The organism is Streptomyces sp. WAC05374, from assembly GCF_004353505.1.
Lineage (GTDB): Bacteria > Actinomycetota > Actinomycetes > Streptomycetales > Streptomycetaceae > Streptomyces.
In genome coordinates this window covers 257,810-276,365 of the sequence record NZ_SMNQ01000003.1, presented here as the reverse complement: position 1 = coordinate 276,365, position 18,556 = coordinate 257,810, and the positions used below count along the sequence as shown (strand labels likewise).

At 69.1% G+C, this 18,556-nt stretch carries 16 protein-coding genes, 2 tRNA genes and 3 pseudogenes; 15 read left to right on the top strand and 6 right to left on the bottom strand.

All coding sequences use genetic code 11. The features are described from left to right. The first annotated feature begins 123 nt into the window (after positions 1–123). The gene (locus tag E2B92_RS08875) at positions 124–1,761 is read left to right on the top strand and encodes a DUF2029 domain-containing protein (protein ID WP_126887984.1); all 1,638 of its coding nucleotides are present in this window, start codon (positions 124–126) and stop codon (positions 1,759–1,761) included. A 41-nt stretch (positions 1,762–1,802) separates the two neighbouring features. Beyond that, a complete protein-coding gene (locus tag E2B92_RS08870) occupies positions 1,803–2,492 on the top strand; it encodes an adhesin (protein ID WP_126887973.1) in 690 nt (229 codons plus the stop codon). On the opposite strand, the gene E2B92_RS08865 is transcribed toward E2B92_RS08870, so the two are convergent. The 3 genes from E2B92_RS08865 to E2B92_RS08860 form a co-directional block, all read right to left on the bottom strand. After that, entirely contained in the window at positions 2,476–2,700 is a 225-nt protein-coding gene (locus E2B92_RS08865) for a hypothetical protein (protein WP_126887974.1), read from the bottom strand. The two genes, E2B92_RS08870 and E2B92_RS08865, sit on opposite strands and share 17 nt — an antisense overlap. A 229-nt stretch (positions 2,701–2,929) precedes the next feature. Beyond that, a tRNA-Arg gene (locus E2B92_RS32630) sits at positions 2,930–3,007 on the bottom strand. A gap of 454 nt (positions 3,008–3,461) precedes the next feature. Further along, positions 3,462–4,508: a macro domain-containing protein gene (locus tag E2B92_RS08860; RefSeq protein WP_126887975.1), complete on the bottom strand. Its 1,047-nt coding sequence runs from the start codon at positions 4,506–4,508 to the stop codon at positions 3,462–3,464. 337 nt (positions 4,509–4,845) lie between these two features. On the opposite strand from E2B92_RS08860, the gene E2B92_RS08855 reads away from it, so the two are divergent. The 9 genes and pseudogenes from E2B92_RS08855 to E2B92_RS08815 all read left to right on the top strand — a co-directional run. Next, a complete protein-coding gene (locus tag E2B92_RS08855; RefSeq protein ID WP_126887976.1) occupies positions 4,846–5,673 on the top strand; it encodes an FRG domain-containing protein in 828 nt (275 codons plus the stop codon). Beyond that, positions 5,673–6,794: a DUF262 domain-containing protein gene (locus E2B92_RS08850; protein ID WP_160159741.1), complete on the top strand. Its 1,122-nt coding sequence runs from the start codon at positions 5,673–5,675 to the stop codon at positions 6,792–6,794. The genes E2B92_RS08855 and E2B92_RS08850 overlap by 1 nt, the downstream gene beginning before the upstream one ends. Before the next feature lie 295 nt (positions 6,795–7,089). Then, on the top strand, positions 7,090–7,941 hold the full coding sequence (locus E2B92_RS08845; RefSeq protein WP_126887978.1) for a helix-turn-helix domain-containing protein: 852 nt from the start codon (positions 7,090–7,092) through the stop codon (positions 7,939–7,941). A gap of 99 nt (positions 7,942–8,040) precedes the next feature. Then, a complete protein-coding gene (locus E2B92_RS08840) occupies positions 8,041–8,430 on the top strand; it encodes an ATP-binding protein (RefSeq protein WP_126887979.1) in 390 nt (129 codons plus the stop codon). 175 nt (positions 8,431–8,605) lie between these two features. After that, positions 8,606–9,457 carry a sigma factor-like helix-turn-helix DNA-binding protein gene (locus E2B92_RS08835; RefSeq protein ID WP_126887980.1) on the top strand — a complete coding sequence of 284 codons (852 nt, stop codon included), beginning with the start codon at positions 8,606–8,608 and terminating at the stop codon, positions 9,455–9,457. Further along, positions 9,454–10,275 (top strand): integrase, encoded by an 822-nt coding sequence (locus E2B92_RS08830; protein ID WP_126887981.1) that lies wholly within the window; start codon positions 9,454–9,456, stop codon positions 10,273–10,275. The genes E2B92_RS08835 and E2B92_RS08830 overlap by 4 nt, the downstream gene beginning before the upstream one ends. A 182-nt stretch (positions 10,276–10,457) precedes the next feature. Beyond that, positions 10,458–10,805 carry an SCO3933 family regulatory protein gene (locus E2B92_RS08825; RefSeq protein ID WP_126887982.1) on the top strand — a complete coding sequence of 116 codons (348 nt, stop codon included), beginning with the start codon at positions 10,458–10,460 and terminating at the stop codon, positions 10,803–10,805. 5 nt (positions 10,806–10,810) lie between these two features. Next, positions 10,811–12,179: pseudogene (locus E2B92_RS08820) on the top strand (FtsK/SpoIIIE domain-containing protein). A gap of 27 nt (positions 12,180–12,206) precedes the next feature. Further along, positions 12,207–12,950 (top strand): annotated as a pseudogene (locus tag E2B92_RS08815) (tyrosine-type recombinase/integrase); the annotation flags it as partial. Positions 12,951–13,057: 107 nt separating this feature from the next. On the opposite strand, the gene E2B92_RS08810 reads toward E2B92_RS08815, so the two are convergent. After that, positions 13,058–13,130: transfer RNA gene (locus E2B92_RS08810), tRNA-Arg, on the bottom strand. A 58-nt stretch (positions 13,131–13,188) separates the two neighbouring features. Next, positions 13,189–14,112, bottom strand: a complete 924-nt coding sequence (locus tag E2B92_RS08805) for a ScbA/BarX family gamma-butyrolactone biosynthesis protein (RefSeq protein ID WP_133087455.1) — start codon at positions 14,110–14,112, stop codon at positions 13,189–13,191. 83 nt (positions 14,113–14,195) lie between these two features. Between E2B92_RS08805 and E2B92_RS08800 the strand changes: the two genes are divergently transcribed. From E2B92_RS08800 to E2B92_RS08790, 3 genes are read left to right on the top strand one after another with little or no spacing between them, the layout of a single operon-like run. Further along, positions 14,196–14,837 carry a ScbR family autoregulator-binding transcription factor gene (locus tag E2B92_RS08800; protein WP_126887617.1) on the top strand — a complete coding sequence of 214 codons (642 nt, stop codon included), beginning with the start codon at positions 14,196–14,198 and terminating at the stop codon, positions 14,835–14,837. Then, a complete protein-coding gene (locus E2B92_RS08795) occupies positions 14,834–15,769 on the top strand; it encodes an NAD(P)H-binding protein (RefSeq protein WP_235023740.1) in 936 nt (311 codons plus the stop codon). The genes E2B92_RS08800 and E2B92_RS08795 overlap by 4 nt, the downstream gene beginning before the upstream one ends. Before the next feature lie 5 nt (positions 15,770–15,774). Next, entirely contained in the window at positions 15,775–16,548 is a 774-nt protein-coding gene (locus tag E2B92_RS08790; RefSeq protein WP_260604398.1) for an SDR family NAD(P)-dependent oxidoreductase, read from the top strand. 61 nt (positions 16,549–16,609) lie between these two features. Here E2B92_RS08790 and E2B92_RS08785 read toward each other — a convergent pair whose 3' ends face one another. After that, the gene (locus E2B92_RS08785) at positions 16,610–17,191 is read right to left on the bottom strand and encodes a TetR/AcrR family transcriptional regulator (protein WP_126887618.1); all 582 of its coding nucleotides are present in this window, start codon (positions 17,189–17,191) and stop codon (positions 16,610–16,612) included. A gap of 185 nt (positions 17,192–17,376) precedes the next feature. Here E2B92_RS08785 and E2B92_RS08780 point away from each other — a divergent pair. Further along, positions 17,377–18,543: pseudogene (locus E2B92_RS08780) on the top strand (IS701 family transposase); the annotation flags it as partial. Between the last annotated feature and the right edge of the window lie 13 nt (positions 18,544–18,556).

Here is an 18,556-nt window from a genome sequence, read left to right as displayed (position 1 = left end):
CGACAGGTGGGGGAGCGGGACGCGCCCGACGCCCCCGGCGCGGCGGGGACCGCTCCGCGGGACCCCTCGTTCCTCCGCCACCCCGTCACCGTCGCCACCGGGCTCGCCGCGCTCACGCACGTCGTGTGGTTCTTCGTCTTCGCGAACAGCGGGGGCGACCTCGCCGCGCAGGACGCGTGGGCGGAGTTCGTGGGACGGCACCCGGACTCCGCGTACAACCTGGCGTGGTACGGCGGGATGCACCCGGTGTCGTACAGCGTCGTGTCGCCGTACCTGATGTCGCTGCTCGGCGTGCGTACGACGATGATGATCGCCGGTACGGCGTCCGCCGCGCTGACCGCGCTGATCCTGGTCAGGGTGCGGGCCGTGCGCAATCCGACGGCGTGCGCGCTCGCCGGGGTGTTCGCGTTCCTGTGCAACGCGCTGTCCGGCCGGGTGACGTTCGGGCTCGGCATGACGTTCGCGCTGGGCGCGGTGGCGGCGGTGTTCTGCTGGCCGTACCGGTGGCGGCGGAAACGGTGGGCCAAGGCGGTCGTCGCGGCGCCGCTGGCCGGGCTGGCGACGGCGGCGAGTCCGGTGGCCGGGCTGTTCCTGGGGGTCGCGGCGGCGGCGCTGTTCCTCAACAAGCGGCGCCCCGGGGCGTACGCGCTCGGTCTCGCGCCGGTCGCGGTGGTGGCCCTGTCGTCGTGGCTGTTCCCCTTCTCGGGTACGCAGCCGATGTCGTTCGCGTCGACGATGCTGCCGTTCGGCTTCGGGGTGCTCGTCTTCGTCCTCGTGCCGCGGGAGTGGCGCACGGTGCGCACCGGCGCGGCGGTGTACGCGCTCGGCACGCTGCTCACCTGGCTGATCGACTCGCAGATCGGGTCGAACGTGTCCCGGCTGCCGATGCTGTTCGCGGGCGTCGTGCTGCTGGCGGCCCTGCCGTACACCGCGCGCCGCACCCGCAGGTGGTACGCCCTGGTCGTCGCCTTCACCGTCCTCAACGGGTGGATCGGGTTCAAGAGCGCCGACGACATCGTCCGTACCGCGCCCGACGCGGCGTGGGCGCGCGAGGCGGCGCCGCTGATCAACCAGTTGCAGCAGCTCGGCGCGGAGAAGGCGCGGGTGGAGGTGGTTCCCGCGCGCAGCCACCGGGAGGCGTCGGCGCTGGCGCCGTACATCAACCTGGCGCGCGGCTGGAACCGCCAGGCGGACATGGAGCGCAACCCGGTCTTCTACGACGACACCCTCAACTCCGCCACCTACCGCGACTGGCTGCACCGCTGGGCGGTCCACTACGTGGTGCTCCCCAAGGGCGACCCGGACACCGGCGCCGAGCAGGAGGCGGAGCTCGTCAAGGACGGCCAGCCGTACCTGCGGCCGGTGTGGTCCGACGCCAACTGGCGGCTGTTCGCGGTGGAGGACCCGACCCCGCTGGCCGATCCGCCGGCGACGGTGGACCGGGCGGGCGCCGGCGAGGTGACGATCAGGGTGCGCACGGCGGGCCGGGTGCTGATCCGCGTACCGTACTCGCCCTGGCTGGCGCTCCTCGACGAGGACGGCAAGAAGGTGGAGCCGCCGCAGGAGACGCGGGAGTCGCAGGAGCGGGAGGAGGGCCCCAGGACCTATCTCAACCTGCACGGCTGCCTGCTGAAGGCGGAGGAGGACCGGGAGGGCGACGAGTGGACCGAGCTGCTCGCGCCGAAACCGGGGGTGTACCGGCTGGCCGCACCGTACAAGATCTTCCCGCGCGGCACCGCGTGCCCGGAGGAACTGCGCTGACCCTCACGGTTACCGGGAGTCGCGCTGCATAGTGGTCCGGCATGGCGAGCGTACGAACTGTGCTGGCAGCGGGCTTCGTCGTGGCCGGAGGCTGCCTGTTCGCGGCGGTGAGCCTCCTGGGCGGCGAGGCACACCCGGACCCGGGTCCGGGCCGGACCCCGGACGAGCGGCTACCGGAACGGAACCTTCCGTCCCTCATCGCCCCGACGCGCCCGTCCACGTACACCGTCTGGGCGGGCCCCGGGTGCGAGACCGACACGACATACCGGGAACAGGGCCGGGTCGAGAACGGCGACGCCGCCTGGTACACGGTGCCCTCCGGCGGCTTCCGGGGCGGCGGCTGCGACGGCCGGTTCACCGCCCTGCCCATGTCGGGCAGCCGGGACCGGGACGGTACGGGCACGGCGACGTGGACCTGGCCGGTCGGCGACGACTACGAGCGGTGCGCGCTGGCGGTCTTCGTCCCGAAGGGCCCCCGCGACATCGATGTCGCCGGAAACCCGACCGTCTACCGCGTGCTCGCCGACCCGGACGACCCCACGTCCACCTACGCCGCCTTCGGCGTCCGCCAGCCCGTCCACCGCGGCACCCTGGTCCAGGTCGGCACCTACCCGGTCAAGTCCCCCACCTTCACGGTCCACCTCACCGACCGCGGCCTCGACTGGGGCACCTCCACCCTCACCGGCGCCCACCACGCCGCGGCCCAACTCCGCCTCACCTGCCGCGCGTGACCCACACCCGACACCCCCACCGAGCCAGCCCACCCACGACGAGGGCCACGAGGATGGCGCCCCAGTCGATGACGTGCGGCAGCCCCGGAAAGAACGCGAAGAAGGCGAGCGTGCCGACCATCCCCACGACGAACGCCGCGACCCCGGCCCGCCGCCGTCGCGCCTCCTCCGGCCCTTCCGGCCCGGGTCCCTGCTGCTGCTCGGTCACGTGCGACTCGCTCCGTCATCTGGGGGCACTGGTCTCATCGTGGCACTGCCACGCGGGACCCGATGAAGAGGGGCGGAGCCTGGTCGACGGCGCCCGCGTATGTGCGCCCGGCATGGCTCGGGGCGCAAACGCCCGCTGCGGTCGAAAGCCCGCACGGGCCGGCCGCCTCCGGGGTGGCCCGGCCGGACGGTGAAGGCCCCGGACCATGATCGGTCCGGGGCCTTTTGGCTGGTGCCCCCGGCAGGATTCGAACCTGCGACACCCGCTTTAGGAGAGAGGCTGGGTGATCTGCGGGCTGAGCTGCGGCTTCGCCGGCCGAGGAAGCGGGCGGCTACTCGCCCGCGGGTCACTGGTGTTGACTGTGGCTGACCCCTGCATCTGGCACGGTTGTGGCACGAACCCCAGCCGACGACAGTCAGCCACGATGGCGGGTGCGCTGACCGACCAGGCGCGCGTATGCCCGCTGCACCCCCACCGGCCCCAGCCACGCTACTGGCTTGCTCCGTCAACCAGAGCAACCCGCGACGGCCGGCTCCGTCACGACGGAGCGTGAGCTATGAGCTTGGGAAGCCGGGGTGATCTAGGGCCCGCTTTGCGGCTGACCTGCGGCGGAGAGTCGCCGGTCCAGGTGGCCGCGGTGTGAGTGCTGGTATTCCCCATTATTTCCCGGCAGATCCGGCATGCGTCTGGTGCGGCTCGGTCGGCCCTCGGGGCAGCACAGGAGATCTCAAGTATGGTTACCCGACCTACCCTGTCATAACCTAGCGTTCCGATTGGCCCTCGCGATAGGTATCCAGCGCTGCTTTACACACGGCGGATTGTGCGTCTGTGTAAGCCAGAAGATAGACCACGCGAATGCGTGAGTTAGGGCGCAACCGGAAATATTCCACTGTCGCTGCCAGTAGGGTTTCCACTGTCTTTTGCAAATCACTATTTCCTCCTCCGGTTCCAAGCAGCGGCAAGACAACCGTTCGCAGCTCCTCGCCTGCAGCGGCGAGCCGATCTGTTTCGATAAGGACATTTCGAACGCATCGTTCCAAATCCACGACTTGGCGATAACCTGCCCCCGGTTCTCCTTCGACTGCAGCTACGTGTGCGATACGGCGAACTTGGTTGCTTTCGTTCAACTCCCCGGACCCAGTCAGAAAGACTTGCCCCGCCGAAACGTGCGTACGGCCAGCCATGCATTCGGCTAGCTCAAGAGCGATCGTGTCGTGAGTCAGCTGCCCACCAGAATCCCTACGGCCGCCGTGGTAACGGATTGTCGCAGAGATCGTGGGCTCATCGACCCGAGACATTTCCATCCGGGTGTTCTCTGGATTGACCCACACGTCGATCCCTAGAACGTTAGCCAAGTTCCCGGTGATCATCCCGATTCGATGGCGCCGCTGACCGCTTAAGGGGAGTTCATACCGGATACACTGAGTTAGAGGCCGTGGCTTGCCTTCGATAAGACTGTTGCCTGCTAGCTCGTTACGCAGAGCGTCGTTCTCTCGACTCACCCTTTGCAACTGCGCCGCCAGCTCGTCACGTTGACGCGTCCTGGAGAGCCACGTAAAGGAAGCCAGCATAAAGAATGCGGCGAACCCCGCAGCCCCTCCGAGGCCAAACCCCAATGCCTTCCCCTCGGTTAGAGAGTCGGGAAACACCGAGAACAAAAAAAGCGCCGCCGAAAGTGAGTACAGGAGAATTACCGGAAGGTGTAGGGCATGTTGGCGATCAGCCCGATCGGGAGCAGACGCCCAAATCTGTAGCAGGATCCCCGCAACAAGCAGGACAGCGGTGACAGATAGGTGCAGCGGACTCATTGGTGGCGCCCCCCTTGGCCAGCACGGCTGGCGTACTCGCGCAACGACGCTTCCGCCTGGGCTAGATCATATTGCAACCGGTTTGCCACGGAGCGGTGTTGGAGCAACCACGCCCATCACGAGGCTCGCAGGGACTGGATCAGCGCCCCATCGAACGGCCACGTCTGCGTCGTGCTTCAGCAGAGGAGGGAGGCTGCGATCAGTCTCATGGCATGCCTACGTCAAGACAGCTCAAGATCATCGGCAACAGGATGGTAGGAGAGCGTTACTTTGCGCTCCCGATACGACTACAATCCTGCCGAAGGCATAGTTTCTCCCAGGGGGGGCCGACCGTACTGTGCAGGAGTTCAGCTTTGAACGTCTGGATGACGCGGCAAGAATTATTCTCGCCGAGATCAACACGGAAACAGAGGGGCGCCCCCTCTGGTATCGAGGAATCTCGTGCGATCGATACCCGTTGTTCCCAAAGATCATGCGTGGTGCTGAGCGCCCTATGGCCGAGGTATTTGAGAGGGAAGCTCGACTGCTGGCACGCTTTAGGGAAAGAAGCCTTCCGTTTTGGGGTGCCGGGTACCCTCAAACTGACTGGGAGCACTTGTTCGCCATGCAGCATCATGGTATCTCGACCAGGCTGCTCGACTGGAGTGAAAACTTTTTCGTTTCTGCTTTCTTCGCGGCTAACTCATCTCCGTCCCAAGACCCCGGACATCTCGCATCGCATGGAGGGGAGCCCTGCAAGCCGGCCATCTGGGTACTCGATGCATATGCCTGGAACTCTGAGGTGCCGCAGCTCGCGGACACGGGAATCGGAATTCTCACCACCGTGGACGAGGAAATTTCACGGTGGCAACCGCAGACATCAAGTGGCGAACGCTTGAGGAAAAGAGCCAAGATGCCGGTTGCGATTTATGGCACTCACAATTCGGCCAGGATCGTGGCTCAGCGGGGTACTTTCACGTTGGCCGGGGAAGATTGGCGCCCCTTTGAAGCCTTCTGTTCCGATAACCCTAACCTTGAGAAGTGTCTCACCAAGTTGGTTTGCGTAGGAGACAGGGTTCGGTTCGTGGGTGACCTGTCGAAACTAGGCTATACCGAGTCGATGATTTATCCTGATCTCATTGGATTGGCGACAGAGTTGGACCGGACGGAAGGATGGCCGATCTAATGAGCGAGACCAAAGCTGTTGAAACCCTGGAAATGCAGATCGCGGATCGGCGGAGGGAGATTTCGACAGAACGCTATAGCATGTCGATCGGAGAGTTGTGCAACCTTTACACGGAAGGAGAGCTGACAGTCCACCCGGAGTTCCAGCGTTTTTTTCGTTGGGATGACTCCCAAAAGTCTCGGCTCATTGAAAGTATCCTTCTGGGGATCCCCCTGCCGCCGATCTTTGTTGCACAAACCGATCAGGGCGGGTGGGACCTTGTCGACGGCTTGCAGCGTGTCAGTACGTTGCTGCAGCTCCAGGGTCTACTGAGAGACGAAAAGGGTAGACTGCGTAAACCCTTGGTGCTGCAAGGAACGAAATATCTGCCTGCTCTTGAGGGGCGTGTCTGGGAGTCACAGGACGATGCGTTCACGCTGACGAAAGCACAGAAGTTGGATGTTCGGCGTGCACGCATCGATGTGCAAATCATCCAGCGACAGTCATCCTCCGATGCGAAGTATGATCTCTTCCAGCGGTTGAACAGTTATGGTTCTCAATTGACGCCGCAGGAACTACGTAGCTGCCTTCTGGTTGCGGTAAATCCCGCCTTCTTGGCCTGGATTGAATCCCTGGCTTCAAGCGCTCTATTTTCAGATTGCGTTGGACTCAGCGAGCGGCTAATTAGGGAACAGTACGATGTTGAGCTCGTGCTCCGTTTTCTTGTGCTGCATAACCGCGCTAAGCTGAGAATGGCTGATCTAAGGAATTTTACGCAAGTCCTTGACGACGAGTCGGTTGATTTGGCGAGAGCCTTTCCTGGCAACAAGGAAGAGCTCGAGGATGTTTTTACACGGACTTTTCGAGCCATTTTGGCGGGTGGAGGGGAAAATGTCTTTCGAAAGTTCGACACCAAGAAGAAAGTTTTTGCTGGCTCGTTCCTTAACACCTCGTTCGAGGTCTTCGGAATGGGTATCGGTTATTGTATGGCGAATGATATTCCTTTCAAGGTTGATCTACTTCGCGTAGTCGAGGAATTTTGGTCTCGTCCAGAGATGGCAGGCGGGTTCGCCACTGGGCTGAGTACCGAAACGAGAATGGCGCGTTACATCCCACTCGGGCGTGAGGTAGTAACCTCCTAAAAATGTGGGCGCGAGTCGGAATGCCTAAAGTCGTGGAGCCGACCGACCCCAGCCACGACGTACCTTTTTCTCTGGTATAACGCCACTGCTTGCCATGGGCCGCGGTCCGGGCACCGGCCGGGCTGGAGCGGGACGGAGGCAGGAGCGCAGGCCCGACCGGGGGCCGGGCCGCGCGCGGGGAGCGGAGCGAGCCGCCTTGAACCCGTAGAGAAAGTTTGAATCACGCCTACCTTCCTGATGCTCGCTAGGACTCGGGCACCCGGACCTTGCCGTCCCGTGGTGTAGAACCCTGGGTATGGGGAGTGAGCGGCGGGAGCGGATGAGGGCGCTGGGGATGCGTCTTCGGGGGCTGCGTACTGAGGCTGGTCTGACGGGTGCCGTGCTGGCACAACGGGCTGGTGTGGGGCAGCCGACCGTGTCCAAGGTGGAGACGGGGCGCATGGTTCCGAGTACTGATGTGCTCGACCGGCTCTCGCAGGCTCTCGACCTTGACGAGTCGACCGCACGCGAGGTGCGTGACCTCCTGGCCGCCGTGGAGGCTGCCGCGGACGCGGGTCCGGTATCTGGCGAGGATGCTCCCGCTGGGGCCGTCCTTGATGAAGCGGTGCGGTCTGCTCGGCTGGTGCGGTCGTTCCAGTGCGTTGTCCTGCCGGCGATGCTCCAGAGTGCGGAGTACGCCCGGCACGTCTTCGAGAGCGCGCCGAACTCGACTCCCGAGGCGGTTGGTCGGGCTGTCGCTGCTCGTGTGGAGCGGCAGAGCGTGCTGTACGAACCGGGGCGTGAGTCGGTGTTCGTGCTGACGGAGGCCGTGTTGAGGACCTGGCCGGGGACTCCGGCGCTGATGCTGGCCCAGCTTGACCGGTTGCTGGCGGTCGAGAGCCTGAGCACTGTGCGGCTCGGGGTCGTGCCGTGGCGCCGACCGGTGCCGCTTCTGCCTCGTCACGGGTTCACGTTGTGCGACCGGCGGGCGGTCGTGGTCGAGGCGTTCGCCGGTGAGCAGGTGTCGGTCGACCCCGCCGAACTGGCCGCGTACGAGGCGACGTTCAGTCGATTCGAGCGGGCTGCCGTCTTCGGCGATGAAGTGCGGGACCTGCTGTTGCGGGTGATGAAGGAGTTCCGGGACCTGGGAGACACCGTCACCCCTTAGAGGAATAATTCCTCAGTATGCCTAGTCTCTTGGTTACGTGTGGGAATACCCTGCCGCTGGGCTGTCTAGTCCCCTAGACGCGCAGAGAGGAAGTTCGTCATGCGTACCAAGTGGTGCCGCGCCTTCCCTGGCCTGGCCGAGCAAGTAACCCACGCCCGTCACTTCGTCGCAGCTTTGATCGCCGAGAGGGGGCCGGTCGACGATGCCGTCCTGATCGTCAGCGAGCTGGCGGCCAATGCCGTACGGCACACGTTGAGCGGTTCGACCGGCGGCTGGTTCTTCGTGATCGTCGGCTTCGGCGACGGCCTCGTACGTATCGAGGTGGTCGACCAGGGTGGCGAACGCGTGCCGCACCTGTGCGATGCGACCAGCCAGGAAGAGGGCGGACGCGGGCTGCTGCTGATCGCCTCCTGCGCCAAGGACTGGGGTGTGAAGAACTGGCCCGACGGACGTTCCGTATGGGCCGATCTGGCGTGGGAGGGTGCGTGATCGCGGCCCGCTCGACGGCGGACGGCGGTGGCTCTGCGGGCGGTGGCGGGTGAGTCCTCGGGGTGTGCCTCGGCGGCGGTCCCGGTTCTTCGTGGTCGGCGTGCGTACGGGACGGCGCCTGCCGCCTGTTCCGTCTAGGGCCCTAGACTCCTGGGTACTGCTAGGAGGTGTGGTCATGTCGGACGAGCTGCAGCGGATCACGGCAATCGATGATCCGTACCTGCTCCTGCGCGAGGTCACGACGAGGTTGGCCGAAGCGCAGCAGGAGGTGACCGAACTCGCCCGGCTCCGCCGCCGCGTGGTCCAGGACCTCCACGCGCAAGGGCTGTCCTACGCGCAGATCGCCGAGAAGGCCGGCCTGAGCCGCGGGCGGATCCATCAGATCCGGCACACCGGACCGGCGCCCGAGGGGGCCTTCCTCGGGAAGGGTGCCGTCACGGTCGTGACCCCGCTGCGGTGGGACGACGGGAAGAAGCGCCCGGTCGTCGCCATGGCCGACATGAACTCCGGGAAGCGGCTGGAGGAGCTGGCGAAGTCGTACGGGCTCGACGTCGGCTCCGGTCACGTCCTCGTGAACGGTGACGTCGACCTCAACCGCGACGGCTTGGTCGTCGTCTGCGGACCGGGCATGTCCCAGGCGATGCGCGACCTGTACGCCCAGGACCCGGTCCTCGGCTGGGAGCATCCGGAGGGCGAGCCGTGGGCGCTGGTGGACCGGCGCACCGGCACGACGTACAACGCCGGGGCGGACGTCGAACCGCGCCGCCCGCATGATGTCGGGTACCTCGGCAGGCTGCCCCGCCCGGACGGCAACGGCTCGGTGCTCGCCATCGCCGGAATCCACACGGCGGGCTCCCTCGGTGTCGTCCACCTGCTCGCCTCGGGCCTGAGCACGCTGTGGGGGCAGGTGGGAGAACGCCACTTCTCCACCCTGGTGAGCGTCGAGTACGACCCGGAGACCGAGGAACCGCAGTCGGCCGAACTGCTCTGCCCCATCTACCTGCACGACGAGGAGACGGCGGCGTGAACGTCGCCCTCGCCTCTCTGCCCGCCGAACCGGACCAGGAGAACGAGGACTTCGCGGCCGTCGCTCCCGGCGCGGCCGTCCTCCTCGACGGTGCCGGAGTGGCCGGGGCGGAGACCGGCTGCATCCACGGCGTCGCGTGGTTCTCCTCGACGCTGGGCGGGCTGCTGCTGGGCGGCATCACGGCGCATCCCGCCCAGCCGCTCGCCGGCTGTCTCGCCGACGCGATCCGCGGCGTCCGGTCGCTGCACGAAGACACGTGTGACCTGGCCTACCGGGCCAGTCCGACCAGTACGGTCGTCGCTGTCCGGGCCGGCGCCGACGCTCTGGAATACCTCGTACTGGGTGACTCCACCCTCCTCCTCGTGAGCGGGGAGGGGGAGGCGACCGCCGTCACCGACCGACGCTTGGACGAGGTCGGCAAGCGGCTGCGCAGACCGGTCGACGCGCTGCCCACCGGCTCACCCGAACACGCCGCCGCGCTCGCCGAGTACCGGGAGGCCCTCACCGGCCTCCGCAACCGGCCGGGCGGGTTCTGGATCGTCGGCCCCGATCCGAGGGCCGCCGAACACGCCCTTGCGGGGACAGTCCCGTTGGACTCGCTGGCGTCCGTGACGCTGCTGAGCGACGGAGCGACGCGCCTCGTCGACAAGTTCGCGCTCGCCGACTGGCGGGAGCTGCTGGCCGCCTTGGACTCCACCGGCCCGGATGGGCTGCTCCGCCGGGTGCGGGAGGTGGAGGGCAGTGACCTCGACGGTCGGCGCTGGCCTCGCGGCAAGGCGCGCGACGATGCGACGGTCCTTCACTGGGCGCTCTCTTAGGGTGCCCGCATGCCCGCTGAGGCACGTTCGTATACCCCCCTAGACAGTTGATGGAGCGTCGGGTTACGGTAGCCGTCAACCCCCCTAGACAGTTAGGGCGGCCACTCCTCTGCTGTCTAGGGGGGTATCCAAGCAGTGCGGTGCCGCAGAACGGGCGCCGCCGACCCTGTGAGGTTCAGAGAATGCGTGTCATCCCCGTGGACGCCTCGGCCGCGACGCTCCTCGTCACCAAGCTGCCCGAGGTCAAGGTGAAGGACCGGCAGACTGGTGAGGTCGCCGTGGACCCGGTGACCGGCCAGCGGCTGATGGTGTTGGAGCTGGTATTCATCGCATCCGGCGGCTCGGACATGATCAAGGTGACCGTTCCCGAGCAGGGCATCGGCGAGGGTCTGATCATGGGTGCGCCGGTCATCCTGTCCGGCCTGGTGGCCCGGCCCTGGGAGAGCGAGTTCGGCGGACGCAGCCGGCACGGCATCGCCTACCGGGCCGACGCGGTCATGGTCAACGCCCCGGCCCCGGTGCAGGGCTGACGGCCATGCCCGACATCGTCCGGGTGCTGTTACCGGCTCTGCTGGTCCTGGTCGCGCTGCTGGCGGTACGCCGCCGGTCGCCGGTCCTGTTCTGGTGGCTGGTCGGGTACCCGCTCGTCGCGCTGCGGGTGTTGGCCTCGTACCGGGCGACGATGGACGCCTGCGGCCTGACGGTTCCGGCCTCGGCCGTCCGCCCGGGCCACGGCCCGGATGGTGGGACGGGAGGCGGCTCCCGTACCGCCCCGCCGGTCGCTGCCGCGGCCGACCGGGTCCGGCCTCGTGATGCGGCTGCGCATGGCGGCCGGGCAGGCGCCCGAGGACTTCACCGCCTCGGCCGACCGGCTGCGGCATGCCTGGGGCGCCCACGCCGTACACGTCCGCCCCACCAAGCCGGGCTGGCTCGAACTGCGGTTGGTCGGCTGGGACGTGCTCGCCGAGGTGCGGCCTCCCCGGCGTCGGCTGGCGGCCGGTCCGCTCCGCCTGCCGCTGGCGCTGCCGGAGGACGGCGAGTGGCACGTACGGGACTTCCGCACCGTGCCGCACGAACTGATCCTCGGCGCCACGCAGTCCGGCAAGTCCGTCTACCTGCGCAACCTGCTGTGCGGGCTGGCCCGGCAACCGGTCGTCCTCGTCGGCATCGACTGCAAGTGGGGTGTCGAACTGGCGCCGTTCACACCCCGGCTGTCCACGCTCGCCGACACCCCGGACCGGGCGGGCGAACTGCTCGACGCCCTGCTGGAGGAAATGGAGGAGCGGTTCCGGCTGATCGGCCTTTCGAGCGGGGCCGGCCCGGACGCCGTACTCACCTCGGACGTCTGGGGGCTACCGGAAGCGGTACGGCCGGTGCCGGTCGTGCTCGTCGTCGACGAGGTCGCGGAACTCTTCCTCGCCGCGAACAAGGACGACGAGAAGCGGCGGGACGCCATGGTCACCAAGCTCATCCGCCTCGCCCAGCTCGGCCGCGCGGCCGGCATCTACCTGGAGGTGTGCGGGCAGCGCTTCGGCTCCGAACTCGGCAAGGGCGCCACCATGCTGCGCGCCCAGCTCACCGGCCGGGTCTGCCACCGCGTCAACGACGAGACGTCCGCCACGATGGCGCTCGGCGACATCGCACCGGAAGCGGTACTGGCCGCCACCTCCATCCCGGCCGAACGGCCCGGCGTCGCCGTCGTCGGCGACTCCTCCGGCGGCTGGTCCCGCGTCCGCTCGCCCCATCTCACCCTCGACGACGCGGCGGCCGTCTGCCGCGACACCTCCGCCCTGGCACCGGAGCTGCCCCGGCTCGCCCCCTTCCGGCCCGTGGTCGCCATCGAGCCCGCCGGGCCGGCCTCTCCCGCCGCTGTCCCGCACACCGGTCGCCCGGTGACCGAGTAGCCGCGCTTCCCCCTCCCTCGTCGGTGTGGCGTCGGTGAGCCAACGGTGGTCAAGGCGTACCAGCTGCTGCGGGCCCTGATGAACACAGCCGTCGACGACGAGCTGATCCGGCGCAACCCGTGCCGCGTCAAGGGCGCGGACCGCTACGACGTGCCTGAGCGGCCGGTCCTCACGGTGGCGGAGGTCTTCGCCGTCGCCGACTCCATCGCGCCGCGCTACCGGCTGCTCGTGCTCCTGGCGGCCTTCACCACCCTGCGGTTCGGGGAGCTGGCGGCCCTGCGGCGCCGGGATGTCGACCTGGAGGGGCTGACCGTCACCGTGCGCCGGGCTCAAGCCGAGCTGCAGGACGGCCGGCTCTTCGACAAGGCGCCGAAGTCCGCGGCCGGGCTGCGCTCCGTCTCCTTCCCGGCCGAGCTGCTCGACGCGGTCACGCACCACCTGGAGCACTTCGCCGCTCCCGGCCGCGACGGACACGTCTTCGTCGGGCCGCAGGGCGGGCAACTGCGCCGGAGCAACTTCCGGGACGACTGGATCAAGGCCCGGAAGGCCGCGGGCGTCACGGACGAGCTGCACTTCCACGACCTGCGGCACACGGGCAACACGCTGGCCTCGACGGCCGGGGCCAGCACACGGGAGCTGATGACGCGCATGGGCCACAGCAGCTCGCGCGCCGCGCTGATCTACCAGCACATGACCAGCGACCGGGACCGGGCCATCGCGGACCGGCTCGGGGCCATGATCCGGGACGGTGGGGGAGGGGTCCCCGGTTAGGGGATGTGGCATCCACGTGGCAGTAGTGGCACGCGTGTGGCACGGCCTCGAACACGACGAAGGGCCAGCCTGGGAGGAAACCCCTCCTGAGCTGGCCCTTCTGCCTGTGCCCCCGGCAGGATTCGAACCTGCGACACCCGCTTTAGGAGAGCGGTGCTCTATCCCCTGAGCTACGGAGGCGGGGGGTGCCGTGTAGGCACCGGCGTCAGTGTAGCGGGTGAGGGTGCGCCCGGTGGGGTCAGGCCGCTCGGTCGAGGGTGACCAGGGCGTTGAAGCGTTCGTCGTCGTCCTGGCGCATTATCACGAGGACGCGGGCGCGGCCGTGGGGGTCGTTCGGGGCGGGGTGGGCCTCTATGAGGCAGGGGGTGTCGAGTTCGACGTAGCGGTGGAAGGTGACTTCCATGGCGGCGGGGAGCACCCGGTGGGGGTGGGAGACGGCCTGGGCCGTCTGGCGGGCGGCCTCCATGAGGAGCATGCCCGGGGCGTGGTCGACCGGGTGGTCGAAGAAGAGCGGGTGGTGGACGTCGACGCGCAACTGCCAGCGGCGGGGTATGTCGGTGGGGGAGAGGACCACGTTGTGGAAGGTGTCCAGGCCGACGTCCTGGGGGGCGGCCGGTGGGGCGAGCGGGAGGGCGTCGGCCATCATGGCGCGGGCGTCGCCGCGGCCCTGGCGGAGCCGCTGGTAGACGGCCGGGGCCTGGATGGTGAAGCGGGTGTGCGCGGTGCCGAGGTGGACGCCGGCGCGGCGGACGACGATGCTCAGGGCCAGGGCGGCCGCGCGCCGGCCACGGCGTACGACGTCCTTGCAGGTGACCTTGAGGTCCACCGCCGTGGGGTGGTCCGGGTCGGCCAGCAGCGCCGGGGTGCGGGCCGAGTACCGGAAGTCCTCCCACAGCAGGTGGTGGCCGAGCGGCACCTCGAAGGCGTCGTGGCACAGCAGCGGGAAGGTCTGCCGGACGGTCTCCACCAGAAGCATGGGATCGTCGTGGCGGTCACGGACGGGGAAGAGGGAGTGGGCGCGGGACCAGTCGGCCGTGATGTCGAAGGTCCGTTCCGAGGTCTGTTCGCAGCGCGACAGGAGGACCTGGTCGGGGTCATCCTTGTGGACGCGGTTCTGCGGTACTAAGGAGAGGTCCGTATGGGAGCTTGCGGGCCTGGACATGACAGTTCCCCCTGGGTGCGCGGCCGGTAGCCCGTAATATAGAGGGCGTTCTTTTTTGTGTCGAGGAAATAGAGGGCGAACGCATGGTGCAGCTCAAGCAGGAACGGGCCGTGCAGACCCGTTTGGCGCTCATGCGGGCGGCTGCCGAGGTCTTCGACGAGTGCGGCTACGCCGGAGCCGGCATCAACAAGATCCTCAAGCGTGCGAACCTCACCGCGGGCGCCCTCTACTTCCACTTCGGCTCCAAGGAGGGGCTCGCCAAGGCCGTCATGAACGCCCAGCAGGACGCCATCGAGCCGCTGCTGGAGTCACGGGGGCTCCAGCGCCTGGTGGACATCACGCTGGTGTGGTCCCACCGGCTGCTGGCGGACCCGCTGTTGCGGGCGGGCGTGCAACTCTCCATCGATCAGGGGGGCCTCGCGGAGGGCACGCCGTTCGAGGGGTGGCGCGAGCTGATGGCCGGGTACCTGCGCGAGGCGCGGGAGATGGGCCAGTTGCGCGAGGACGCCGACCCGGAGGCGATCGCCCGGTTCGTGGTGGGGGCGTGCACCGGCGTACAGCTCTACTCGCGGCAGGTGGACGGCCGCCGCTGCCTGCCGCAGCGCGTCCAGGAGATGTGGGGCTGCCTGCTCCCCGGGATCGCCGCCCCCGGCGCCGCCCAGGACGTCGACGCGAGCGTCGAGCGCGGTGAGCGGCTCAGCCGGAAGGGCGGGGACGAGGAGTGATACGGGGGGACGGCGACACCCGCCCCGTGGTGGCCCTCACCGGCGCCACCGGGACGATCGGCCGGCTCGTCGCCCACGGGCTCGCCGCGGGAGGGGACGCGGACGGGGACGGCGCGGCCGTGGACGTACGGCTCCTCGTGCGCGATCCGGACAAGGCGCGGCGCGCGGGGCTGCCCGGGCGGGCCGTCCGCGCCGACTTCGGTCACGTGGACCGCCTCACGGCCGCGTTGGACGGGGCGGACAGCCTCTTCGTCGTCACGACCGACCCGGCGCGCCCCGACCACGACGAGAACGTCCTCGCCGCCGCCCGTACCGCCGGGGTGCGCCGCGTCGTCAAGCTCTCCGCCCTCGCCGTGCTCGACCCGGGCGCCCAGGACGTGCTCACCCGCTGGCAGCGGGACAACGAGGAGCGGTTGCGCGCCTCCGGGCTCGCGTGGACGCTGCTGCGGCCCCGGGCGTTCATGTCCAACGCCCTCGGCTGGGCCGCCTCCGTACGGGAGGAGGGCGTCGTCCGGGGCCTGTACGGCTCCGGGCGCAACGCCTGTGTCGACCCGCGTGACGTGGCCGACGCGGCGGTGCGGGCGCTCCTCGACCCGGCCGCCACCGGGCGGAGTTACGCCCTGACCGGTCCGGAGCCGCTGTCCGCGCGGGAGCAGACGGAGACGCTGGGCGCGGTGCTGGGGCGGCCGCTCACGTTCGTGGAGCTGACGGAGGAACAGGCACTGGAGCGGTGGCGTGCCCGGTGGCCCGAGCCCATGGTGCGGGCCCTGCTGGAGGGCGCCCGGCGCCAGCGGGACGGGGCCAAGGAGGCGGTGGCCGACGGCGTACGGGAGGCCACCGGGCACGCCCCGCGGGGTTTCGTGGACTGGGCGCGGGCGCACGCGGAGGTGTTCGAAGGCCCTTCTCACAGGCCCGCCAGTGGAGTTGAATGACGGGCATGATCAATGACCGGGGGATGCTGAGCGGCCGCACCATCATGATCACTGGCGCTTCCAGTGGTATCGGAGCGGCCGCGGCGCGACTGTTCGCGGAGGAGGGCGCCGCCCTCGTCCTGATGGCACGGCGGGCCGACGTGCTCGCGGACGTGGCCGCGCCGCTCACCGAGGCGGGCGCCCGCGTGGCGATCGCGGCCGGTGACGTGACCCGGCCGGCCGACGTGGAACGGGCCGTCGCCATGGCGGTCGACACCTTCGGCTCCCTGGACGGGGCCTTCAACAACGCCGGTTGGGGCACCGGCGGGACGCCGCTGCACGAGCTGGACGAGGACATGTACGACCGCGTCATGGACCTCAACGTGCGCGGCGTCTGGAACTGCCTGCGCCGGCAGATACCCGTGATGCTCAAGAGCGGCACGGGGGGTTCCATCGTCAACACCTCCAGCACCGCCGGCATCGTGGCCACCGGGGCCGTCGCGCCGTACGTCGCCGCGAAGCACGCGGTGCTCGGCCTCACCAAGGCCGCCGCCATGGAGTACGGGGAGTCCGGCATCCGGGTCAACGCCCTGGTCGTCGGCAGTACGCGCACGGAGCTGATGGACGAACTCCTGGCGGACGTACCGGAGCTGGAGGCCAGTTTCACCGCCCGTGCCATCCAGAAGCGGATGGCCTCGCCGCGGGAGGTGGCCCAGGCGGCCGCGTGGCTGTGCAGCGACCGCTCCTCCTTCCTCACCGGCGCCGCCATGCCCGTCGACGGCGGATGGAGCGCGATCTAGCGGAGGCCGCCGGGCGTACGGGGGCGGAGGGCGCGGGTCCGTCCGGTCGCTCCCGTACGCGTCAGTACGAGTGGCTCCGCGCCGTCACGCCCTCCAGCACCGCGTCCCAGAGCAGGGCGAACTCGCCCGACAGGTTCGCCGCCGGGCGCCCGCCGGTGCGGGGCGCGGTCGCCGCGCCGTGCACCAGGTGGGTCGACAGCAGCACCAGCGTCTCGGCGTGGACGGTGGGCGTCAGCAGGTCCCGCCGTTCCGCCTCGCCCAGCAGCCGCCGCACCTCGGGGACCCATGCCTCGTCCCACACGGGCGGGGTGTTGGTCAGGGACTGGGCCGCCCGCACACGGGTGTCGCGGGCCAGCAGGTCGACGAGCCCGCACGTCACCGCGACGACGGCGGCCAGCGGGTCCGGGGCGGCGTGCCGGATGCGGTCCACCTCGTGGCGGGTGACCGCGATGCCCGCCTCCTTCACCGCTCTCGCCAGGTGGACCTTCTTCGCGAAGTGGAAGGTGAGCGCGCCCATGGAGATTCCGGCGCGCCGGCAGATGTCCTGGAGTGAGCTGCCCGTGTAGCCGTCCCGGGCGAACGCGTCAGCCGCGGCCCGGACCAGGCGTTCACGGGTCAGCAGGGCCCGCTCCTGCTTGACCACGACGTCACCTTCTTTTTCCGTGCTCTTCTCGTCCCGCTACGCCTCTCGCACGCTACTGGGCCGGGGCGTGCGGGAGTGGATTCGGCGCTTCCCCCATGACGTCCTTGGCAAGTCCATGCAACATCGCCGACTGTCCGCCGGAGACCCCTTCAAAAACATAGAAAGAGTTCGTTATATTTTCGCGCATGAGTGACCGCCGGAACGCCGAAGAGCTCACGCGCCGTCTCTTCCACGCCCTCCCCCGGGCCGACCAGCGGCGCTGGGCCGGGGCGTACGTGGCGGGGCTGCTGACCACGCCCGGCAAGAAGTCCGTACGCAACATGGGGTGGTCGGTGTGCGCCTCGTACACCGCCTCGCAGTCCCTGCACCAGGTGGTCAACGAGAGCACCTGGTCGTGGACCGACGTCCGCGGGGAGCTGACCGCCTGGTGCCACGAGCGGACGGAGGTGCGGGGCTGGGCGCTGGAGCGGGTGCTGATGCCCAAGCGGGGCCACTACTCCGCGGGCGTGCACCGCCGCTTCGACGCCACCGCGGGCCGCACGGTCGGCTGTCAGCTCGGCCTCGGGCTCTTCCTGCTCACCCGCTCCGGCGCCGCCGTCCCCGTGGACTGGCGGCTGTACCTGCCCAACGAGTGGCTCGACGACGCGTCGCTGCGGCGCCGCGCGCGCATACCGGACGCGGTGCGCCCCGGATCGCCCGGCGGCCTGATGGTGGACCTGGCCGCGACGAGCGCCGGACCGGGGGCACCGGTGGTGGCCGAGGCCGAGACGGTCGCGGAGGCCACCGAGCTGATCGAGGGGTTCGGCGCCCTCGGGCTGGACTGGGTCGTCTCCCTCCCCGCGACGACCCCGGTCCACGCCGGGCTCCAGGCCGCCGCCCCGCGCCCCGCACGCTCGGTCGTGACCGCCGGCGGACTCGCCGCCCAACTGCGGGACCAGGCGCGCGGACTGGGCACCGGACCGGCCGTCGCCGGGGTCCCGCACGCGCCGCGCGTCCTGCCCGTCCAGGTGTCCGCGCCGCACACGGGACGGCCCCTGCGGCTGGTCGCGTCCTGGGCGCCGGGCAAGCGCGAGCCGGAGCGGGTCTGGCTCACCACCCTGCACGGCGAGCGCCTCGCGGAGGCGGCCGCGCTGTTCGCCCGCCGGGTCGTGCACCCGGCCGCGCTGGAGGGCCTGGACGACTGCGGGATGCGGGACTTCGAGGGGCGGTCCTACCCGGGCTGGCACCGTCATATGAGCCTCGTCTCCGCCGCGTACGCCCACCGGGCGCTGAGCGCCTGTGCCGCTCGGCCGGACGTACGGTCCGACGTACGGCCGGACACGCGCGCCGCCGAACGGTCCGGCGCACGAGCCGTCGACCATGGCG